Here is a 16,341-nt window from a genome sequence, read left to right as displayed (position 1 = left end):
CTTTTTCATGCCTGTGAGACGAACGGTGTCGTAAAGAACATCATACAGATATTGGACAGAAGGGCATGACATTTAACCTTGCAGGATAAGGGATAAGGGATAAGGGATAAGGGATAAGGGATAAGGGATAAGGGATAAGGCGCACAAACCATCTAATGAAGAACATGTGCAGTAAAACGGTTATGAAAGATGGTGACAGATAATAGAGATAATTGGGCTTTGTTTGAGAAGAAGGTTGAGAAATTATAGGGAGTTAATTGAGAAGCGAATGAAGAAAGAGAAGAAAAAAAATATCGTGGTATAGCCGGGGGGACTATACCACGGGTGTCAATGACACCTTCGCTTGCTGCCGGAGTGACATGTTGCCATGCCACCTCTGGAATTCTTTTGAGAGGCTGTTGTCTCTCGATAGGTTAACTATACGAGACCTTACTTATTTTTCTTATAAAAATAACGACAGCTTTATGTGAGAAAAGCGACAAGTTGTATTTTCATTCATAAATAACTGTATTTAAAGTGATTTTTACTGTTGATGAGTTTAAATGTTACGTTTGTGTTAATCTGCATTTGGCTGAAAATATTCGATTTTGACGAAAATGACGTGAGATTAATTAACGGAGTTGACGTTTCATTTCGCCAAAAGCATTAATGAAATCTTTGATTTCACACAATGAATGAGAGGGTATAGAAGAGTAACATTAGCGCCCTATACTATTAATAATAATATTTATCATTTGCACTACTCTTAAGGGCCACTATGAAGCTATCAGAAATTAAACCTGGCGAAACAGTGACAATTCGGTTGTTAGAAGGACTTACGTCGGACGTCAGAAAAAAGCTAATGGTAATGGGATTACTTCCAAATACTGAGGTTAAAGTTATTCGACGTGCTCCAATGGGCGACCCACTGCAAGTTGAAGTTCGTGGTGTTTCTGTTGCGTTGCGAGAGGCCGTTGCGCAGAACATTGAAGTGGAGCGAGCATAATGCAATACCAAATTCTTACGGTCGGTAACCCAAACAGCGGTAAAACGACACTTTTTAATGGCCTTACTGGTGCAAAACAACAAGTCGGCAACTGGGCTGGTGTAACGGTTGAAAAGAAAACTGGCCAGTTCAAACACGCTGGCGATGAATTTCTACTGACAGACCTTCCGGGTATCTACTCTCTAGATAGTGGTAATGACAGTAATAGTATCGATGAGTCTATCGCGTCTCGTGCGGTTCTGACGCACCCTGCTGATCTGATCATCAACGTAGTCGATGCAACAAGTCTTGAACGTAGCTTATATATGACACTACAGCTGCGCGAGCTTGGTCGTCCTATGATTGTTGTATTAAACAAAATGGACGCACTTAAGCGTGAACGCCAAATCATCAATGTTGCAGAACTCGAAAAAACGTTGGGTTGCCCGGTAGTTAGCCTGTCAGCGACAAACAAAGCGCAAGTAGCAGAATTTAAAGAAAAGCTGCACAAGTCTGTGGTTCAAGGTGTCGCGTTAAAAGAAGTCGCTTTGAATTACGGCGAACAAATGGAAGCGGCGATCGGCAAAGTTTCGGCTCTTTTCAATGATCAAACCGTTTCTCACCGAGCATTGGCGATTCGCGCACTAGAAAAAGATGCGCTGGTTCTTAACAGCATGTCGGATGCACACCGCAATAGTGTTGAAAATACGATTGCCGAGCTAGATCTTGATGTTGACCTGCATGTGGCTGACACCAAATACACACATCTTCATGAAGAGTGTAAGAAAGTACGCCGTAGCGAAGGTAAGCTAAGCCGCAGCGTGACTGAAAAGCTAGACCAATTCATTTTGAACAAATGGGTGGGCATCCCATTCTTCTTCGTTGTGATGTACCTAATGTTCATGTTCTCTATCAACATTGGTAGTGCGTTCATCGACTTCTTCGATATCGGTGTTGGTGCTCTGTTGGTTGATGGTGGTCACCACTTGTTAGACGGTCATTTACCTGTTTGGTTAGTGACGGTGCTTGCTGATGGTATTGGTGGTGGTATCCAAACGGTTGCAACCTTTATTCCAGTTATCGCGTGTTTGTACTTGTTCTTAGCGGTACTAGAAAGCTCAGGCTACATGGCTCGTGCCGCATTCGTACTAGATAAAGTGATGCAGAAGATTGGTTTACCAGGCAAAGCATTCGTACCGCTTGTTCTTGGTTTTGGCTGTAACGTACCGTCAATCATGGCAACCCGTACTCTAGATCAAGAGCGTGAGCGTAAACTAGCTGCATCTATGGCGCCATTTATGTCATGTGGTGCTCGTCTACCAGTATACGCACTATTCGCTGCGGCATTCTTCCCAGGTTCTGGTCAGAACATTGTATTCGCACTTTACCTACTTGGTATTGTGGCAGCGATCTTCACGGGGCTTTTCCTTAAGCACACGCTTTACCCAGGTAGCAGTGACAGCCTAGTAATGGAAATGCCTGACTATGAGCTTCCAACGTTACAAAACGTGGTGATCAAAACTTGGCAAAAGCTAAAGCGCTTCGTTCTTGGTGCAGGTAAAACCATCGTTATCGTTGTTGCTATTCTGAGTTTCTTCAACTCATTGGGTACTGATGGCAGCTTTGGTAACGAAGACAGCGAAAACTCTGTGCTTTCTAAAGCAGCGCAAGTTGTGACTCCAGTATTCGCGCCAATCGGTGTTCAAGAAGACAACTGGCCGGCGACGGTAGGTATCATTACCGGTATCTTCGCAAAAGAGGCGGTAGTTGGTACGCTTAACAGCCTATACACTACACCAAGCGATGGTGAAGACGCAGAATTTGACCTAATGGGCAGCCTAGAAGAGGCAGTAATGAGTATCCCTGAAAACCTAGCCGGTTTGAGCTACTCAGATCCACTAGGCATTGAAGTGGGTGACTTAACTGACTCAAATGCAGTTGCAGAAGAACAAGAAGTCGATGCTTCTATCTTCGGTAACATCAAATCGCAGTTTGCTTCTGGCAATGCCGCATTTGCTTACCTAATCTTTATCCTACTGTACACACCTTGTGTGGCGGCGATGGGTGCTTACGTACGTGAGTTTGGTCATAAGTTCGCACGCTTTATCGCGGTTTGGACAATGGGCTTAGCTTACCTATGTGCGACGTTCTACAACCAATTGACGCATTTCGCAGATAGCCCAGTAACAAGTGGTATTTGGATGGCTGTGATCGTTGCTATCTTCTTTGGTACCTACCGCGTGTTCAAACAAGTTGGTAAGAAACAAAACGGTGCATTAGAGGCGCAAGTGGCATGATTTTAAAAGAGCTTTATCAATACATTGCAGACAAAGGAACCGTCTCCCAGTCAGATCTGGCTAAACAGTTTGGGATGAGTGAAGATGGCGCCGACGCGATGTTAAACGTGTGGATTAAGAAGGGCAAAATTAGCCGCCTAGTCGACACTAATAAAGCTCATGACGTGACTCGTGTTCGCTACTCAGTGACTAAACAAGATGGTTTGTCTTTGACAGTCACCATGTAGCGATTGTCAAAATTAGTCACCTAAAAAGTTATCATGTAAAAACGACAAGGCCGCATCAGCAATGATGCGGCTTTTCTTTTGCTGGTTATTGTTTGTGAATACAGAGAAATTAATGTTCTTCAGAGTGTTTAGTCGCGCCTAACCCTAGGAACTTCAAACCAAGACTTAAAACTAAAATCGAAATAGGTAATGTTAAGATCGTCCAATCTAAGCTGTCGAAGTTAATCAGCACGAGCTCTAAGAACTTCACAAACAAGATCACGATGATGACTTCAGCCAAAATGTTTTTTAGGTGACCGATGTTTGGGGTTCTGATCCAATGCAAAACCGACTGTTCTTGTGTTTTCGCTTTAGCTTTGTTGGAAATAAACAGTGTGTAGATGCCGTGAGCAAAGATGAACAAAACTAGTGCGACAAGAAACGTATCCAGTGATTTGATCAAATACGCGATCGCGATGTCTGCTTTATCTAAATGTGCGAGTGCTTCTGGAGGTGTTTGATTGAGAATGAAGACCGCAAATGCCGAATAGGTTTTTGCTGCGCCCATAACAAAAAGCAAGAATGAAGCAGCCATAGAACAGATGATGGCGATCCAGCTGACGTATCGGAATGTGTTGAAGACTTGTTTCATGATGACCCTCTCTAACTGAGTTGGCAGTCTAAACAAGTTTTATTTTAGTGATAATCCTAGAAAAATGAGAAAGATTGTTACAAATGCGTATTAATCTTTCTCTGTCTGTTTCAGCCGTATTCAAAGGCGAATTATTTTCGCTGACAGCGGCTATGCTTTTTGGAAAATAGAGCTCAGTGATAGCACGTTTTTAATACGGCCAAGCAATTCGTTTTGCTCTTCTTCTGTACGGAATTCACCTTTGGTGTTGCCCCAAACTGGTCCCGGCCATGCTACGTCATCTTTGAAGCGAGCAATATGGTGAATGTGTAGCTGAGGTACCATGTTACCTAGTGCGCCTAGGTTTAACTTGTCTGGACGGAATGTTGCTTCTAGTGCTTGGCTTACTGCCTGAGACTCTAGCAAAAACTGTTGCTGTTCTTTCATTGGCAAGTGGTGAAGCTCTTTTAGGTTTGCACGTTTTGGTACCAAGATAACCCATGGCACGGCATTGTCTTTATGCAGAAGTGCCACACACAGTGGGAAGTGACCGATAACGGTAGTGTCTTTTGCCAATTGAGGGTGCAGTTCAAAACTCATTATATTATCCGATTTGAATTGAATGACATCAGTATACGCCAGATAAAACAAAAGGTTGACGCTTTCACGCCAACCTTTCTAAATCGTCTCGATTCTAGAATCGCTTACATACGCTCTAGAGTATCAATACCTAGTAGAGATAGACCTTGCTTGATGGTCTTCGCTGTTAGGGCTGCTAGTTTCAGACGGCTTTGTTTCACTGCTTCGTCTTCAGCAACTAGGATAGGGCATGCTTCGTAGAAGCTAGAGAACTGACCTGCTAGTTCGAATAGGTAGCTACACATGATGTGTGGTTGACCTTCGCGAGCAACAGATTGAACCGCTTCTTCGAACTGCATAAGTTTTGCGATAAGCGCTTTTTCTTTCTCGTCAGTGATCTTAATTTCACCTTGTAGATCATCCATAGAAACGCCAGCTTTAGCGAATACAGATGCTACGCGAGTGTATGCGTATTGCATGTACGGTGCAGTGTTACCTTCGAACGCTAGCATGTTGTCCCAATCGAACACGTAGTCCGTAGTACGGTGCTTAGAAAGGTCTGCGTATTTAACCGCTGCCATTGCAACTGTGTTCGCGATCGCTTTCTTCTCGTCTTCTGCTAGTTCTGAGTTCTTAGATTCGATCAGCTGTGCTGCACGAACTTCTGCTTCATCAAGAAGATCAGCAAGACGAACCGTACCGCCTGCACGAGTCTTGAATGGCTTACCATCTTTACCTAGCATCATACCGAACGCGTGGTGCTCAAGAGATACTGAATCTGGTACGTAGCCCGCTTTACGAACGATAGTCCAAGCTTGCATTAGGTGTTGGTGCTGACGAGAGTCGATGAAGTAAAGTACGCGGTCTGCGCCTAGTTCTTCGTAACGGTATTTCGCACATGCGATGTCCGTTGTTGTGTATAGGAAGCCGCCGTCGCGTTTCTGAACGATAACGCCCATCGCTTCGCCGTCTTTGTTCTTGAATTCTTCAAGGAACACAACTTGCGCGCCGTCATCTTCAACCGCAAGACCTTGTGCTTTAAGGTCCGCTACGATCTTAGGTAGCATGTCGTTGTACATGCTCTCGCCCATTACGTCATCACGAGATAGAGATACGTTTAGACGGTCGTAGTTACGCTGGTTTTGGATCATAGTTACGTCAACCAGCTTCTTCCACATTTCTGCGCAGAACTCGTCGCCGCTTTGCAGTTTCACAACGTAGTTACGTGCTTTCACTGCGAATTCTTCGTCTTCGTCGTATAGTTTCTTAGACTCACGGTAGAAGCCTTCAAGGTCAGCCAGTTCCATAGAAACTTCGCCAGACTCTTGTTGTACACGCTCAAGGTTTGCGATAAGCATACCGAACTGAGTACCCCAGTCGCCGATGTGGTTCGCACGGATCACTTTGTGACCTAGGAACTCAAGAGTACGTACTACCGCATCACCGATGATGGTTGAACGTAGGTGACCAACGTGCATTTCTTTCGCAACGTTTGGTGCAGAGTAGTCAGCAACGATAGTTTGAGCTTCGTCTGCTGCAACGCCAAGACGTGAGTCAGCCAATGCTGCTTCCGCTTGCTTCGCTAGGAACTCTTCGCTTAGGAAAATGTTGATGAAACCAGGACCTGCGATTTCTGTCTTGCTCGCAATACCGTCTAGGTCTAGAACATCCAGTACTTTCTGTGCAAATTCTCGTGGGTTAGTACCCAGTTTTTTAGCAACGCCCATTACGCCGTTTGCTTGGTAGTCACCAAATTGTGGCTTTGCTGATTGGCGTACCGCCGCAGGACTGCCTGCAGGTGCGCCAGCGGCTTCTAGAGCCTGAGATACTTTGTCATTAATAAGTGCTTGGATATTCACACGCGTTTCCTTCAATTCAAGGACGAAGAACTCGGCGAAGTAAGTGCCAAGTTCTGCTGGAGTTCACAAAAATGGGGCTAATGATAACAACTTTATTGCTTTTCATACAGAGAGGAATTGGGGAAATTTATACTTTTTCGATTGAATGGAAATGAGGCTTGGTTTGCGTTTACTATTGCGCTCAGAGTAATGAGATAAATAGCCCCAAAAGAGAGCCACAATGACGACTCAACTAGTTGAAAAACGCCTAGCGCCTGAATTGATGATCCAAGATCTGGATGCATTTATGGCGAAGATTGAAGAGTTTGCATCCCTGTTAAAACTGGATGTGAGCTTTGCTCAAGCTGACCATATTGCGTTGCGTATTAACGATACTGATACCGCAAAAGCTGCGCATGAGGCTTGGAGTCAATACGGAAAGGTGATTTCACAAGCGAAAATCAACGGTCGCCCAATTATTGTTATTGAGTTCGATAAAGCGTTGGAAAGCCGTGGCTGGAAGATTGAGTGTCTGGAGCTGCCATACCCTGCGGAAGGCAAAATCTACCCAACTGAAAGCTGGGAACATGTGGAGTTCGTGATTCCATCTCACGCCGATACCGCAGATGAGTTTCTTGCTGATTTGAAACACACTTACCCAGCGTTTGGTGCGCGTTTTGACGAGTTGGAAGAGCTGGGTGTGAAGATCAAACTGTCGAGTCCTAAAGGGGAAGGCGAACGCTTGAACAACCCAACGGTGGCGTTTAAGTATCAAGGCATTTGCATCAAGCTGCACCCACATTCACTCAAGCGTATTGTGGAGTCTGAGCAGGCTGAATAAGTTGGCCCTGAACAACTATAAAAAAGAAAGGGTTGCCAAATGAGCAACCCTTTTTTTTAAATGCGGTGAACTTAAAGAATAACCGTCTTATTGCCGTAGACAAAAACGTGGTCATTGATCACTTTATTCAGAGCCTTGCTCAATACGTTCTTCTCTACATCGCGACCTGCTTGCGCCATATCTTGTGCGCTGAACGTGTGATCCACTGGAATAACGTCCTGCTTGATGATTGGACCTTCATCCAAGTCATTTGTTACGAAGTGCGCTGTTGCACCGATGATCTTCACACCGCGGTCGTAAGCTTGTTGGTACGGTTTTGCACCGATGAAAGCGGGTAAGAAACTGTGGTGGATGTTGATGATTTTGTGACGGTATTTCTCTACGAAAGTCGGAGTGAGAACACGCATGTACTTCGCCAGTACAAGGTAATCGGCATCGTATTGATCGATCACTTCAAGCATCTTCTGCTCGTGTTCTTCACGGCTAAGATCTTCGTGAGTAACGTGATGGTAAGGGATATCAAAACGCTCAGTGAGTGTTTGAAGTTTGTCGTAGTTACCAACAACTGCAGCAATTTCAACATCTAAGCTGCCATCGTAAGTCTTCATCAGAATATCACCCAGACAGTGCGCTTCTTTGGTCACTAGGATAACGATGCGTTTGCGGCGAGAGCTGATAAGTTTGCGTTTTGCACCTTGTGGCAGTGCTTGGTCTAAATCGGCGAGTAGCGTTTGATCGTTGAAGTAACCCTCCAACTCGGTTCTCATGAAAAAGTGCCCACTGGTGTTATCAACAAACTCGTTATTATGAACGATATTCAGCTGATGTTTATAACAGATATTGGTGATTTTTGAGATCAAACCCGGTGCGTCAGAACAATGGGTTAACAGTGTTTTCTTTTCCATAAATCAGATACTTCCATGCATTATTTTTCTAGCGTACGAATAAAAGGGTCACGTCAGAAGCGTGAATCGTACTGCAATCTGACTTCATAAATAATCTATTCTCGGCGCGGTTTCAACAAATTATCCGCGCGATGCTAAAACCTGGTGCTTTTGTTGGCTGATGTTTACGCTCAACTCCTGATATACTCTCGACAATTTTTCCAACCAGATGTCAGGCATGATCGCAAAAACATTCTCCTCTGAGGGCGCGTTAGGCAAAGCCATTCCGGGCTTTCAAGCTCGCCAGCCACAAATCGATATGGCAGAAGCTGTCAGCAGTGCGATCAAAGACCAAACTCAGCTGGTGGTTGAAGCAGGGACGGGAACGGGGAAGACCTTCGCTTACCTTGTGCCTGCGCTCTTGAGCGGCAAAAAAGTCATCATCAGTACGGGGTCGAAGAACTTGCAAGAGCAGTTGTATCACCGCGACCTGCCGTTGATGGTCAGAGCTTTAGGCTTTTATGGACAAGTCGCGCTACTAAAAGGTCGCTCCAACTACCTATGTTTGGATCGTCTAAGCCGACAAATGGTCGAGAGCCATACTAATGAAGCCGATCCAACACTGTTGACTCAATTGGTTAAAGTCCGCACTTGGTCGTCTGAAACCAAAACGGGCGATTTAGGTGATTGTGAGGATCTGCCAGAAGACAGCATGATCATCCCGACCATAACCTCCACTAACGATAACTGTTTGGGTAAAGAGTGTCCGAGCTACACCGATTGTTTCGTCTTAAAAGCACGCAAACGCGCAATGGATTCAGACATTGTTGTCGTTAACCACCACTTGTTCCTTGCAGACCTTGCGATCAAAGAAACCGGTTTCGGTGAATTGATCCCAGAAGCTGACGTATTCATTTTCGATGAAGCCCACCAGCTTCCAGACATTGCCAGCGAATACTTCGGACAATCGATTTCTAGCCGTCAGATCCAAGAGCTCGCCAAAGACATTGAGATTGCCTACCGCACAGAAGCAAAAGACATGCGCCAACTGCAAAAAGTCGGCGATAAGCTGATGCAAAGTGCGATGGATATGCGCATTGTGCTGGGTGAACCGGGCTTTCGTGGTAACTGGCGGGAAGCGTTGCAATCGGAATCGATCAAACGTGAATTGGTGCGCTTAACCGATAGCTTAGACTTGGCGATTGACGTATTGAAACTGGCATTAGGTCGAAGCCAATTGCTAGATACTGCCTTTGAGCGTGCCAACCTGATCAAAGGACGAATTGATCGCGTTTGTGATGTTGATATTACCGGTTACTCATACTGGTACGACACATCTCCACGTCACTTTGCTTTGCACATTACGCCGCTATCGGTGGCGGATAAATTCCATGAGCAAATCGAAATCAAACAAGGTGCGTGGATTTTTACTTCTGCAACCCTAGCGGTTTCGGGTGACTTTAAACACTTTACCGACCGTCTTGGATTGAAGCCGAAGCAGCAGTTTTCGTTGCCATCTCCGTTCGATTACGAGAAGCAAGCTCGCTTGTGTGTCCCTCGTTATTTACCAGAGCCAAACAACCCTGGCTTAGCCGACAAACTGGTGCGAATGCTTGCGCCTGTGATTGAAGAGAACGACGGGCGTTGTTTCTTTCTGTGTACTTCGCACAGCATGATGCGTGAGCTTGGTGAACGCTTCCGTGAAGTGCTGGATCTGCCTGTGCTAATGCAAGGTGAGATGAGCAAACAAAAGACCCTTGCCGAGTTTATGGAGCTAGGTAATGCATTGCTGGTGGCGACGGGTGCATTCTGGGAAGGGATCGATGTTAGAGGTGATGCGCTGAGCTGTGTTATCATCGACAAATTACCGTTTACTGCCCCTGATGATCCGCTACTCAAAGCCCGAATCGAAGATTGTCGATTACGTGGTGGTGAGCCGTTTGCAGAAGTGCAAATCCCAGATGCGGTTATCACGTTAAAGCAGGGCGTAGGACGTTTGATTCGAGACCAAAAAGACCATGGTGCCTTAATCATTTGCGACAACCGTTTGGTAACGCGTGATTATGGTGGCATCTTCCTCGGCAGTTTACCGCCAATCCCAAGAACACGGGATTTAGAACGAATCAAAACATTCCTAAAAACAGAACAACCTGCCGCAGACTAATGCGCTGTGGCATCAATAAATTAAAGAAGAATTGTAGAGAGTTACATGAGCGCAAAAATTCTTGCTATCGATACGGCAACTGAGAACTGTTCAGTTGCGCTACTGGTTAATGACCGAGTGATTTCACGCAGTGAAGTGGCTCCTCGTGACCACACTAAGAAAGTACTGCCTATGGTAGACGAAGTACTGAAAGAAGCAGGTCTGACTCTACAAGATCTAGACGCATTGGCGTTTGGTCGTGGTCCGGGCAGCTTTACTGGCGTTCGTATCGGTATTGGTATCGCGCAAGGTTTGGCGTTCGGTGCTGACTTACCAATGATCGGCGTTTCAACGCTGGCTGCGATGGCACAAGCAAGCTACCGCCTGCACGGCGCAACGGATGCCGCTGTTGCGATTGATGCGCGCATGGGTGAAGTTTACTGGGCACGTTATACTCGCCAAGAAAACGGTGAATGGGCAGGTATGGATGCAGAATGTGTTATCCCACCAGCGCGTCTAGCGGAAGAAGCACAAGCAGACGACAAAACGTGGACTAAAGCGGGTACTGGTTGGGATGCTTACCAAGAAGAGCTTGGCAAACTGCCATTCAACGTCACCAGTGGCGATGTTCTTTACCCTGATTCACAAGACATTGTGATTCTTGCTGAGCAGGAACTTAAGAAAGGCAACACAGTCCCAGTAGAAGAATCGAGCCCGGTTTATCTGCGCGATAATGTGACGTGGAAGAAACTTCCGGGTCGCGAATAATCGGACTTTCAATGATATGACAAAGTGCAGGGCGTTTGCCCTGTATTTTTATGGAGCGTTATGGCGTCTATCAATGGTTTACCTCCTGCGTTAATACCGGGTGCAAATCGCACCAATAAAGTCGGTAAAAAAGGGCAGGTAAAGAAAGCTCAAGATAAGCAGCCCGTTGGTCAACCTTCTAAGGTGGCGAACGCTGTCGCGCATTCCATTAAGCAAGTGGATGAGTCTCAGATTCATCGCGCTCAAGTGCAATATGATTTGCCCGAGGGTCATGCTCGCAAAGCAATGGAACAGTATATGGACGTCATGAATCGAGCGAAGAAAGAGGAACTTGCTCAGTTACTTGGTGTCGATATCTATGTGTAAAACAACGAATTTATAGTGGGGGTTTATGAAACTTTCTGGACATATTTTTCTGGTTATTATCGCAGCATTCGGGCTTTCTGCCTGTAGCTCTCTTCCTGAAGAGCTGAATGCAAGCACCGAGCAGGTTTTGACGGATTACAAAGCTTTTGCTGAAGACCAAGGACAGGCTGCTAACGATGTCCGTCTTGGTGGTGTTATCGCGAAAGTGGATAACTTGAAAGACCAAACGCGTCTGGAGATCGTAAACCTACCAATCAGCAAATCAGGCAAACCGGACATCGACCAAGAACCAACGGGTCGCTTCGCGGTTTATTTTGATGGTTACCTAGAGCCAGTAGCTTTCAGTAAAGGTCGAATCATTACTGTGGTGGGTAAAGGTGCGGGCGAAGAAGAAGGCAAAATTGGCGAGCACCAATACATCTTCCCTGTCATCAAAGGCGATGGCTACCGTTTATGGAAGATTGAAGAGCGTGTACGTATGTATGACACGCCAACCTATTACTACCCTTGTTACTCCATCAACTGCCGCATGTGGCGAAATGATTTCCCGCAAGACGGCAAGGTGATCAAGAAGGTTAAATAATCTGTGATGAATGAGCGCCGTTTCGAACTCCCAAATGGGAGCATGGCAGCCTTAGAAATCGGAAACGAAAAAACGACTGCTTGTTCAGTCGTTTTTCTTCATGGGTGGATGGATAACGCGGGCAGCTTCAAAACCTTGATGAAAGCTATCCATCACTGCAACCCTGAGCTTCATTTACTAGCAATTGACCTATTTGGTCATGGCTTATCCAGTCATAAATCCTCAGACAATTACTACCCCTTCCACGACTACATTGCTGATTTACACCAATTATTGGATGAATTATCGCCAAACAGACAGGTGTTAGTAGGGCATTCACTAGGCGCTTTAATCGCAAGTTGCTATAGTGCTGCCTTTCCTGAACAGGTCGAAGCGTTAGTGCAAATTGAAGGAGCGGGTCCACTCGCAGAACAGCCTTCCAATTGCGTAAAACGACTGCGTGATGGCGTCCTTAACCGACAACGTCAACGCAGCAAACCGGAGCGAGCTATCGCTTCTTTCGATCTGGCGTTAAAGCTACGCATGCAAGCGAATCACCTGACCGCCGAGCAGTTGATGCCAATCGTAGAGCGCGGAACTGAATGTCGTGAGAACCATTGGTTTTGGCGACATGATGCCAAATTAAAGTGCGATTCTCTTTATCGCATGGCACAGGATCACGCGAACTCGATCACCAGCCAAATACGCTGTCCGCACCTAATCATATTGGGTGATAAAGGATTTCAGCATTTACAGTCTAACCAAGTCGATTGGGGCGAAAATCCACCGAAAGTGGTTTCTGTCGCGGGTGGGCATCATTGCCATTTAGAGCAAACACTCGAGGTCGCAAAGCGAATTCTTGGTGTAGTTAACAAAATTTAAACAAGTGTTTGAGAGTTACGTGCTCAAGCACGTTTGCTGTGCTGTAATAGTGCTCAAAATAAAAAGGACGCTATTTTTTAGCCAGTTATAAACGAGGAGTAACATCGTGGATAAACCATGGCTTTCACGTTATCCAAGTGACGTACCTGAAACCATTAATCCAGAGCAATATGAGTCTTTGGTAGAAATGTTCGAGCAGTCTGTTCAAAAGTACGCAGACCAACCGGCATTCATGAACATGGGCTCGGTCATGACCTTCCGCAAATTGGAAGAGCGTAGCCGCGCATTCGCCGCATACCTACAAAACGAACTTAAGCTGAAGAAGGGCGACCGCGTTGCTCTTATGATGCCAAACCTGCTTCAATACCCTGTCGCGCTATTTGGTATTTTGCGTGCAGGCTGTATCGCTGTGAACGTGAACCCACTTTACACTCCTCGTGAGCTTGAGCACCAGTTAAACGATGCTGGCGCAACGGCGATCGTTATCGTTTCTAATTTCGCGAACACACTAGAGCAAATCGTAGAAAACACGCCAGTGAAACACGTGGTTCTGACCAGCCTAGGTCAAATGCTGCCACGTGCGAAAGGTACACTTGTCGACTTCGTGGTTAAGTACGTGAAAGGCATGGTGCCTAAGTACGATCTACCGGGTGCAATCTCAATGCGTAAAGCGCTGCACAAAGGTCGTCGTCTTCAGTACGTGAAACCATTTATGTCTGGCGATGATATTGCATTCCTACAGTACACTGGTGGTACAACGGGCGTAGCGAAAGGCGCAATCCTGACGCACCGCAACATGATCGCTAACGTAATGCAGGCGAAAGGCGCTTATGGTCCTGTATTGTCTCCGGGTCGCGAGCTTGTTGTTACGGCACTGCCTCTTTACCACGTATTTGCACTGACGGTGAACTGTCTACTGTTCGTCGAAATGGGTGGCAACAACCTGCTTATCACTAACCCGCGTGATATTCCGGGCTTTGTGAAAGAGCTGCAAAAATACCAGTTCACTGCTATTACTGGCGTTAACACCCTGTTTAACGCGCTAGTGAACAACGAAGATTTCCATGAGCTAGATTTCAGCAACCTTCGCCTAGCAGTAGGTGGTGGTATGGCAGTACAACGTGCCGTCGCTGAAAAATGGCAAAAGACCACGGGCTGTTACCTACTAGAAGGTTACGGTCTAACAGAATGTTCTCCATTGGTGGCGGCTTACCCGCATGACCTAGTGGAATACAACGGTTCTATCGGTCTGCCTGTGCCATCAACTGAAGTACGTATTGTTGATGAAGAAGGTAACCCACTAGCAAATACTGAGACAGGTGAGCTTCAAGTGCGCGGTCCTCAAGTGATGCAAGGTTACTGGCAGCGCCCTGAAGCGACTAAAGAAGTGATCAACGAAGACGGTTGGCTATCGACGGGTGACATCGTTAAATTTGACGATGAAGGCTTCCTACACATCGTTGACCGTAAGAAAGACATGATTCTTGTGTCTGGCTTCAACGTTTACCCGAACGAAATCGAAGACGTGGTTGCTCTGCACGGTAAAGTGCTAGAAGTCGCGGCAATCGGTCAGCCTCACGAAGTGTCTGGCGAGCTGGTGAAAATCTACGTTGTAAAACGCGATCCGAGCCTAACCAAAGACGAAGTGATTGCACACTGTCGCCAACACCTAACTGGCTACAAAGTGCCGAAGTTGGTTGAGTTCCGTGAAGATCTACCTAAGACCAACGTAGGTAAGATTCTTCGTCGCGTACTGCGTGAAGAGAACGACGCAGAGCTAGCGAAGAAGAGCGCATAAGCGGATTTCTTTGTGCAACAATCATTTATTGCCAAATAGTGTTAGAATGCCAGCGTTTTGCTGGCATTTTTTTATAGCGAGAAGCATGTGAACTATCAGATCATTACGAAAAACAAAGACCTAGAAGAAGTCTGCGCTCTAGCAAGAGAAGCCGACGTAGTTATGCTGGATACCGAATTCGTGCGAATCAGGACTTATTATCCGCAACTAGGTTTGATTCAGCTTTTCGATGGCAAACAACTTTCCCTTATCGACCCGACCGAACTGACTGACATGACGTCGTTCGTCGAGTTGTTAAAAGACACCTCAGTACTCAAAGTGCTGCATGCGTGTGGTGAAGATTTAGAAGTCTTCCAAAATGCCTTTGGCTGCACACCATTCCCGATGGTGGATACGCAGTTGATGGCGGCATTTCTAGGTCACGGTCTATCGACGGGCTTTGCTACGCTGGTGGAAGAATACCTAGGCGTAGAGCTAGACAAGAGCGAGTCTCGCACTGACTGGATGGCGCGTCCACTGACTCAAAAGCAGCTTGATTACGCCGCGGCTGACGTACACTACCTAATGCCTCTTTACGAGAAGCTACTAGATAAAGTGAACGAAGCAGGCTGGTGGGAAGCGGTTCAGCAAGAGAGCGACCTACTGGTATCAAAGCGTATTCGTAACTTAAATGAAGAAACCGTCTACCTAGACATCAAAGGTGCATGGCAACTAAGACCGGCTGAACTTGCGATTCTTAAGCCTTTAGCGACTTGGCGTTACCGCGAAGCGATCAAGCGCGATCTTGCGTTGAACTTCATTTTTAAAGAAGGCGACTTGCTGACGGTGGCTCGCCTTGGGCTGATAAACTTTAAGAAGATGGAAGCAGAAGGCATCGACATTCGTGCGATTAACCGCCACGGCGCACGAATTGCGGCCATTGTGAAAAGTGCAAAGCAAACTCCTGTCGATGATTACCCAGCGAAAATCGAACGTTTGATGGACTACCCAGGCTACAAGCAAATCTTCAAGAACATGAAGGATGTAGTGAAGGTAGCATCTCAAAAATCAGGCTTGGCGACCGAGTTCTTGGCGTCTAAAAAGCAGATCAACCAAATCATCAGTTGGGTATGGAAGAAAGACCGCGATCCAGCGCGTCTACCGGATGTGATGCAAGGCTGGCGTCTTGAATTACTCGGCGAGAAGATGAATAAAGTGCTCAAGTAAGTACCAAATAAAAAAGGTTGGCATTATCGCCAACCTTTTTTGTAACACGCATTTGTCTTTTGTTTTGAGTGCTCAATTGCTTAGAGCGCTCAAGCAAAGTCGAAAAGTAATTACTTCTCGTCTTCTGGCAACTTCACGTTGAGCTCAAGAACCGAAATATCATCGTCCTTATGTTCAAACGTCAAATCCACCATGTTTGGATCAATCGCAACGTACTTGCTGATCACCTTCAAGATGTCCTCTTTCAATTGAGGCAAGTAAGAAGGCGCAGGATCGTTCTGGCTACGACGCTCAGCAACGATGATCTGCAAACGCTCTTTGGCTAGATTCGCAGAAGTTTTCTTTTGTGGGCGGAAAAATTCTAATAGTGACATGT

The 16,341-nt window shown here is 46.0% G+C and carries 16 protein-coding genes; 11 read left to right on the top strand and 5 right to left on the bottom strand.

Features of this window, described 5'->3' with window-relative positions:
- Positions 1-757 precede the first annotated feature (757 nt).
- The 3 genes from H735_RS08260 to H735_RS08250 are packed head-to-tail and all read left to right on the top strand — an operon-like array spanning position 758 to position 3,488.
- Positions 758-985, top strand: a complete 228-nt coding sequence (locus tag H735_RS08260; RefSeq protein ID WP_027726681.1) for a FeoA family protein — start codon at positions 758-760, stop codon at positions 983-985.
- Positions 985-3,261: a Fe(2+) transporter permease subunit FeoB gene (gene feoB / locus H735_RS08255; protein WP_020196056.1), complete on the top strand. Its 2,277-nt coding sequence runs from the start codon at positions 985-987 to the stop codon at positions 3,259-3,261. Before H735_RS08260 ends, feoB begins: the two co-directional genes overlap by 1 nt.
- Entirely contained in the window at positions 3,258-3,488 is a 231-nt protein-coding gene (locus H735_RS08250) for a FeoC-like transcriptional regulator (RefSeq protein WP_005382192.1), read from the top strand. The genes feoB and H735_RS08250 overlap by 4 nt, the downstream gene beginning before the upstream one ends.
- Before the next feature lie 109 nt (positions 3,489-3,597).
- On the opposite strand, the gene H735_RS08245 is transcribed toward H735_RS08250, so the two are convergent.
- The 3 genes from H735_RS08245 to argS form a co-directional block, all read right to left on the bottom strand.
- Entirely contained in the window at positions 3,598-4,119 is a 522-nt protein-coding gene (locus H735_RS08245) for a YqhA family protein (RefSeq protein ID WP_005426711.1), read from the bottom strand.
- A 150-nt stretch (positions 4,120-4,269) separates the two neighbouring features.
- A complete protein-coding gene (locus tag H735_RS08240; protein ID WP_005446436.1) occupies positions 4,270-4,698 on the bottom strand; it encodes an HIT family protein in 429 nt (142 codons plus the stop codon).
- A 104-nt stretch (positions 4,699-4,802) separates the two neighbouring features.
- Positions 4,803-6,536: an arginine--tRNA ligase gene (gene argS / locus H735_RS08235; RefSeq protein WP_020196055.1), complete on the bottom strand. Its 1,734-nt coding sequence runs from the start codon at positions 6,534-6,536 to the stop codon at positions 4,803-4,805.
- Between the two features lie 220 nt (positions 6,537-6,756).
- Between argS and H735_RS08230 the strand changes: the two genes are divergently transcribed.
- A complete protein-coding gene (locus H735_RS08230) occupies positions 6,757-7,356 on the top strand; it encodes a VOC family protein (protein ID WP_020196054.1) in 600 nt (199 codons plus the stop codon).
- Between the two features lie 71 nt (positions 7,357-7,427).
- On the opposite strand, the gene purU is transcribed toward H735_RS08230, so the two are convergent.
- Complete coding sequence (gene purU, locus H735_RS08225; RefSeq protein WP_005428723.1) at positions 7,428-8,261, bottom strand: formyltetrahydrofolate deformylase; 834 nt, start codon at positions 8,259-8,261, stop codon at positions 7,428-7,430.
- Positions 8,262-8,478: 217 nt separating this feature from the next.
- On the opposite strand from purU, the gene H735_RS08220 reads away from it, so the two are divergent.
- From H735_RS08220 to rnd, 7 genes are all read left to right on the top strand, one after another.
- Positions 8,479-10,404, top strand: coding sequence for a DNA repair helicase YoaA (locus tag H735_RS08220; RefSeq protein ID WP_020196053.1), 1,926 nt, complete (start codon positions 8,479-8,481; stop codon positions 10,402-10,404).
- A gap of 45 nt (positions 10,405-10,449) precedes the next feature.
- On the top strand, positions 10,450-11,151 hold the full coding sequence (tsaB, locus tag H735_RS08215) for a tRNA (adenosine(37)-N6)-threonylcarbamoyltransferase complex dimerization subunit type 1 TsaB (RefSeq protein WP_020196052.1): 702 nt from the start codon (positions 10,450-10,452) through the stop codon (positions 11,149-11,151).
- Between the two features lie 60 nt (positions 11,152-11,211).
- Entirely contained in the window at positions 11,212-11,517 is a 306-nt protein-coding gene (locus H735_RS08210; protein WP_005437006.1) for a hypothetical protein, read from the top strand.
- A 25-nt stretch (positions 11,518-11,542) separates the two neighbouring features.
- The gene (locus H735_RS08205; RefSeq protein ID WP_020196051.1) at positions 11,543-12,100 is read left to right on the top strand and encodes a Slp family lipoprotein; all 558 of its coding nucleotides are present in this window, start codon (positions 11,543-11,545) and stop codon (positions 12,098-12,100) included.
- 6 nt (positions 12,101-12,106) lie between these two features.
- Positions 12,107-12,961, top strand: a complete 855-nt coding sequence (locus H735_RS08200) for an alpha/beta fold hydrolase (protein WP_020196050.1) — start codon at positions 12,107-12,109, stop codon at positions 12,959-12,961.
- 106 nt (positions 12,962-13,067) lie between these two features.
- Positions 13,068-14,759, top strand: a complete 1,692-nt coding sequence (fadD, locus tag H735_RS08195) for a long-chain-fatty-acid--CoA ligase FadD (protein WP_005437015.1) — start codon at positions 13,068-13,070, stop codon at positions 14,757-14,759.
- An 87-nt stretch (positions 14,760-14,846) separates the two neighbouring features.
- A complete protein-coding gene (gene rnd / locus H735_RS08190) occupies positions 14,847-15,965 on the top strand; it encodes a ribonuclease D (protein WP_020196049.1) in 1,119 nt (372 codons plus the stop codon).
- A gap of 110 nt (positions 15,966-16,075) precedes the next feature.
- On the opposite strand, the gene minE is transcribed toward rnd, so the two are convergent.
- A complete protein-coding gene (gene minE, locus H735_RS08185; RefSeq protein ID WP_005437690.1) occupies positions 16,076-16,339 on the bottom strand; it encodes a cell division topological specificity factor MinE in 264 nt (87 codons plus the stop codon).
- Between the last annotated feature and the right edge of the window lie 2 nt (positions 16,340-16,341).

Source organism: Vibrio owensii CAIM 1854 = LMG 25443, from assembly GCF_000817815.1.
Taxonomy (GTDB): Bacteria; Pseudomonadota; Gammaproteobacteria; order Enterobacterales; family Vibrionaceae; genus Vibrio; species Vibrio owensii.
Note: the sequence above shows the minus strand (reverse complement) of the source record. Positions and strands in the feature narration are given on the sequence as shown.

Excerpts from the sequence above, each read along its gene's own strand:
- H735_RS08260 (WP_027726681.1), top strand. The coding sequence starts at position 758 with ATGAAGCTATCAGAAATTAAACCTGGCGAAACAGTGACAATTCGGTTG.
- feoB (WP_020196056.1), top strand. The coding sequence starts at position 985 with ATGCAATACCAAATTCTTACGGTCGGTAACCCAAACAGCGGTAAAACG.
- H735_RS08250 (WP_005382192.1), top strand. The coding sequence starts at position 3,258 with ATGATTTTAAAAGAGCTTTATCAATACATTGCAGACAAAGGAACCGTC.
- H735_RS08245 (WP_005426711.1), bottom strand. The coding sequence starts at position 4,119 with ATGAAACAAGTCTTCAACACATTCCGATACGTCAGCTGGATCGCCATC.
- H735_RS08240 (WP_005446436.1), bottom strand. The coding sequence starts at position 4,698 with ATGAGTTTTGAACTGCACCCTCAATTGGCAAAAGACACTACCGTTATC.
- H735_RS08230 (WP_020196054.1), top strand. The coding sequence starts at position 6,757 with ATGACGACTCAACTAGTTGAAAAACGCCTAGCGCCTGAATTGATGATC.
- purU (WP_005428723.1), bottom strand. The coding sequence starts at position 8,261 with ATGGAAAAGAAAACACTGTTAACCCATTGTTCTGACGCACCGGGTTTG.
- H735_RS08220 (WP_020196053.1), top strand. The coding sequence starts at position 8,479 with ATGATCGCAAAAACATTCTCCTCTGAGGGCGCGTTAGGCAAAGCCATT.
- tsaB (WP_020196052.1), top strand. The coding sequence starts at position 10,450 with ATGAGCGCAAAAATTCTTGCTATCGATACGGCAACTGAGAACTGTTCA.
- H735_RS08210 (WP_005437006.1), top strand. The coding sequence starts at position 11,212 with ATGGCGTCTATCAATGGTTTACCTCCTGCGTTAATACCGGGTGCAAAT.
- H735_RS08205 (WP_020196051.1), top strand. The coding sequence starts at position 11,543 with ATGAAACTTTCTGGACATATTTTTCTGGTTATTATCGCAGCATTCGGG.
- H735_RS08200 (WP_020196050.1), top strand. The coding sequence starts at position 12,107 with ATGAATGAGCGCCGTTTCGAACTCCCAAATGGGAGCATGGCAGCCTTA.
- minE (WP_005437690.1), bottom strand. The coding sequence starts at position 16,339 with ATGTCACTATTAGAATTTTTCCGCCCACAAAAGAAAACTTCTGCGAAT.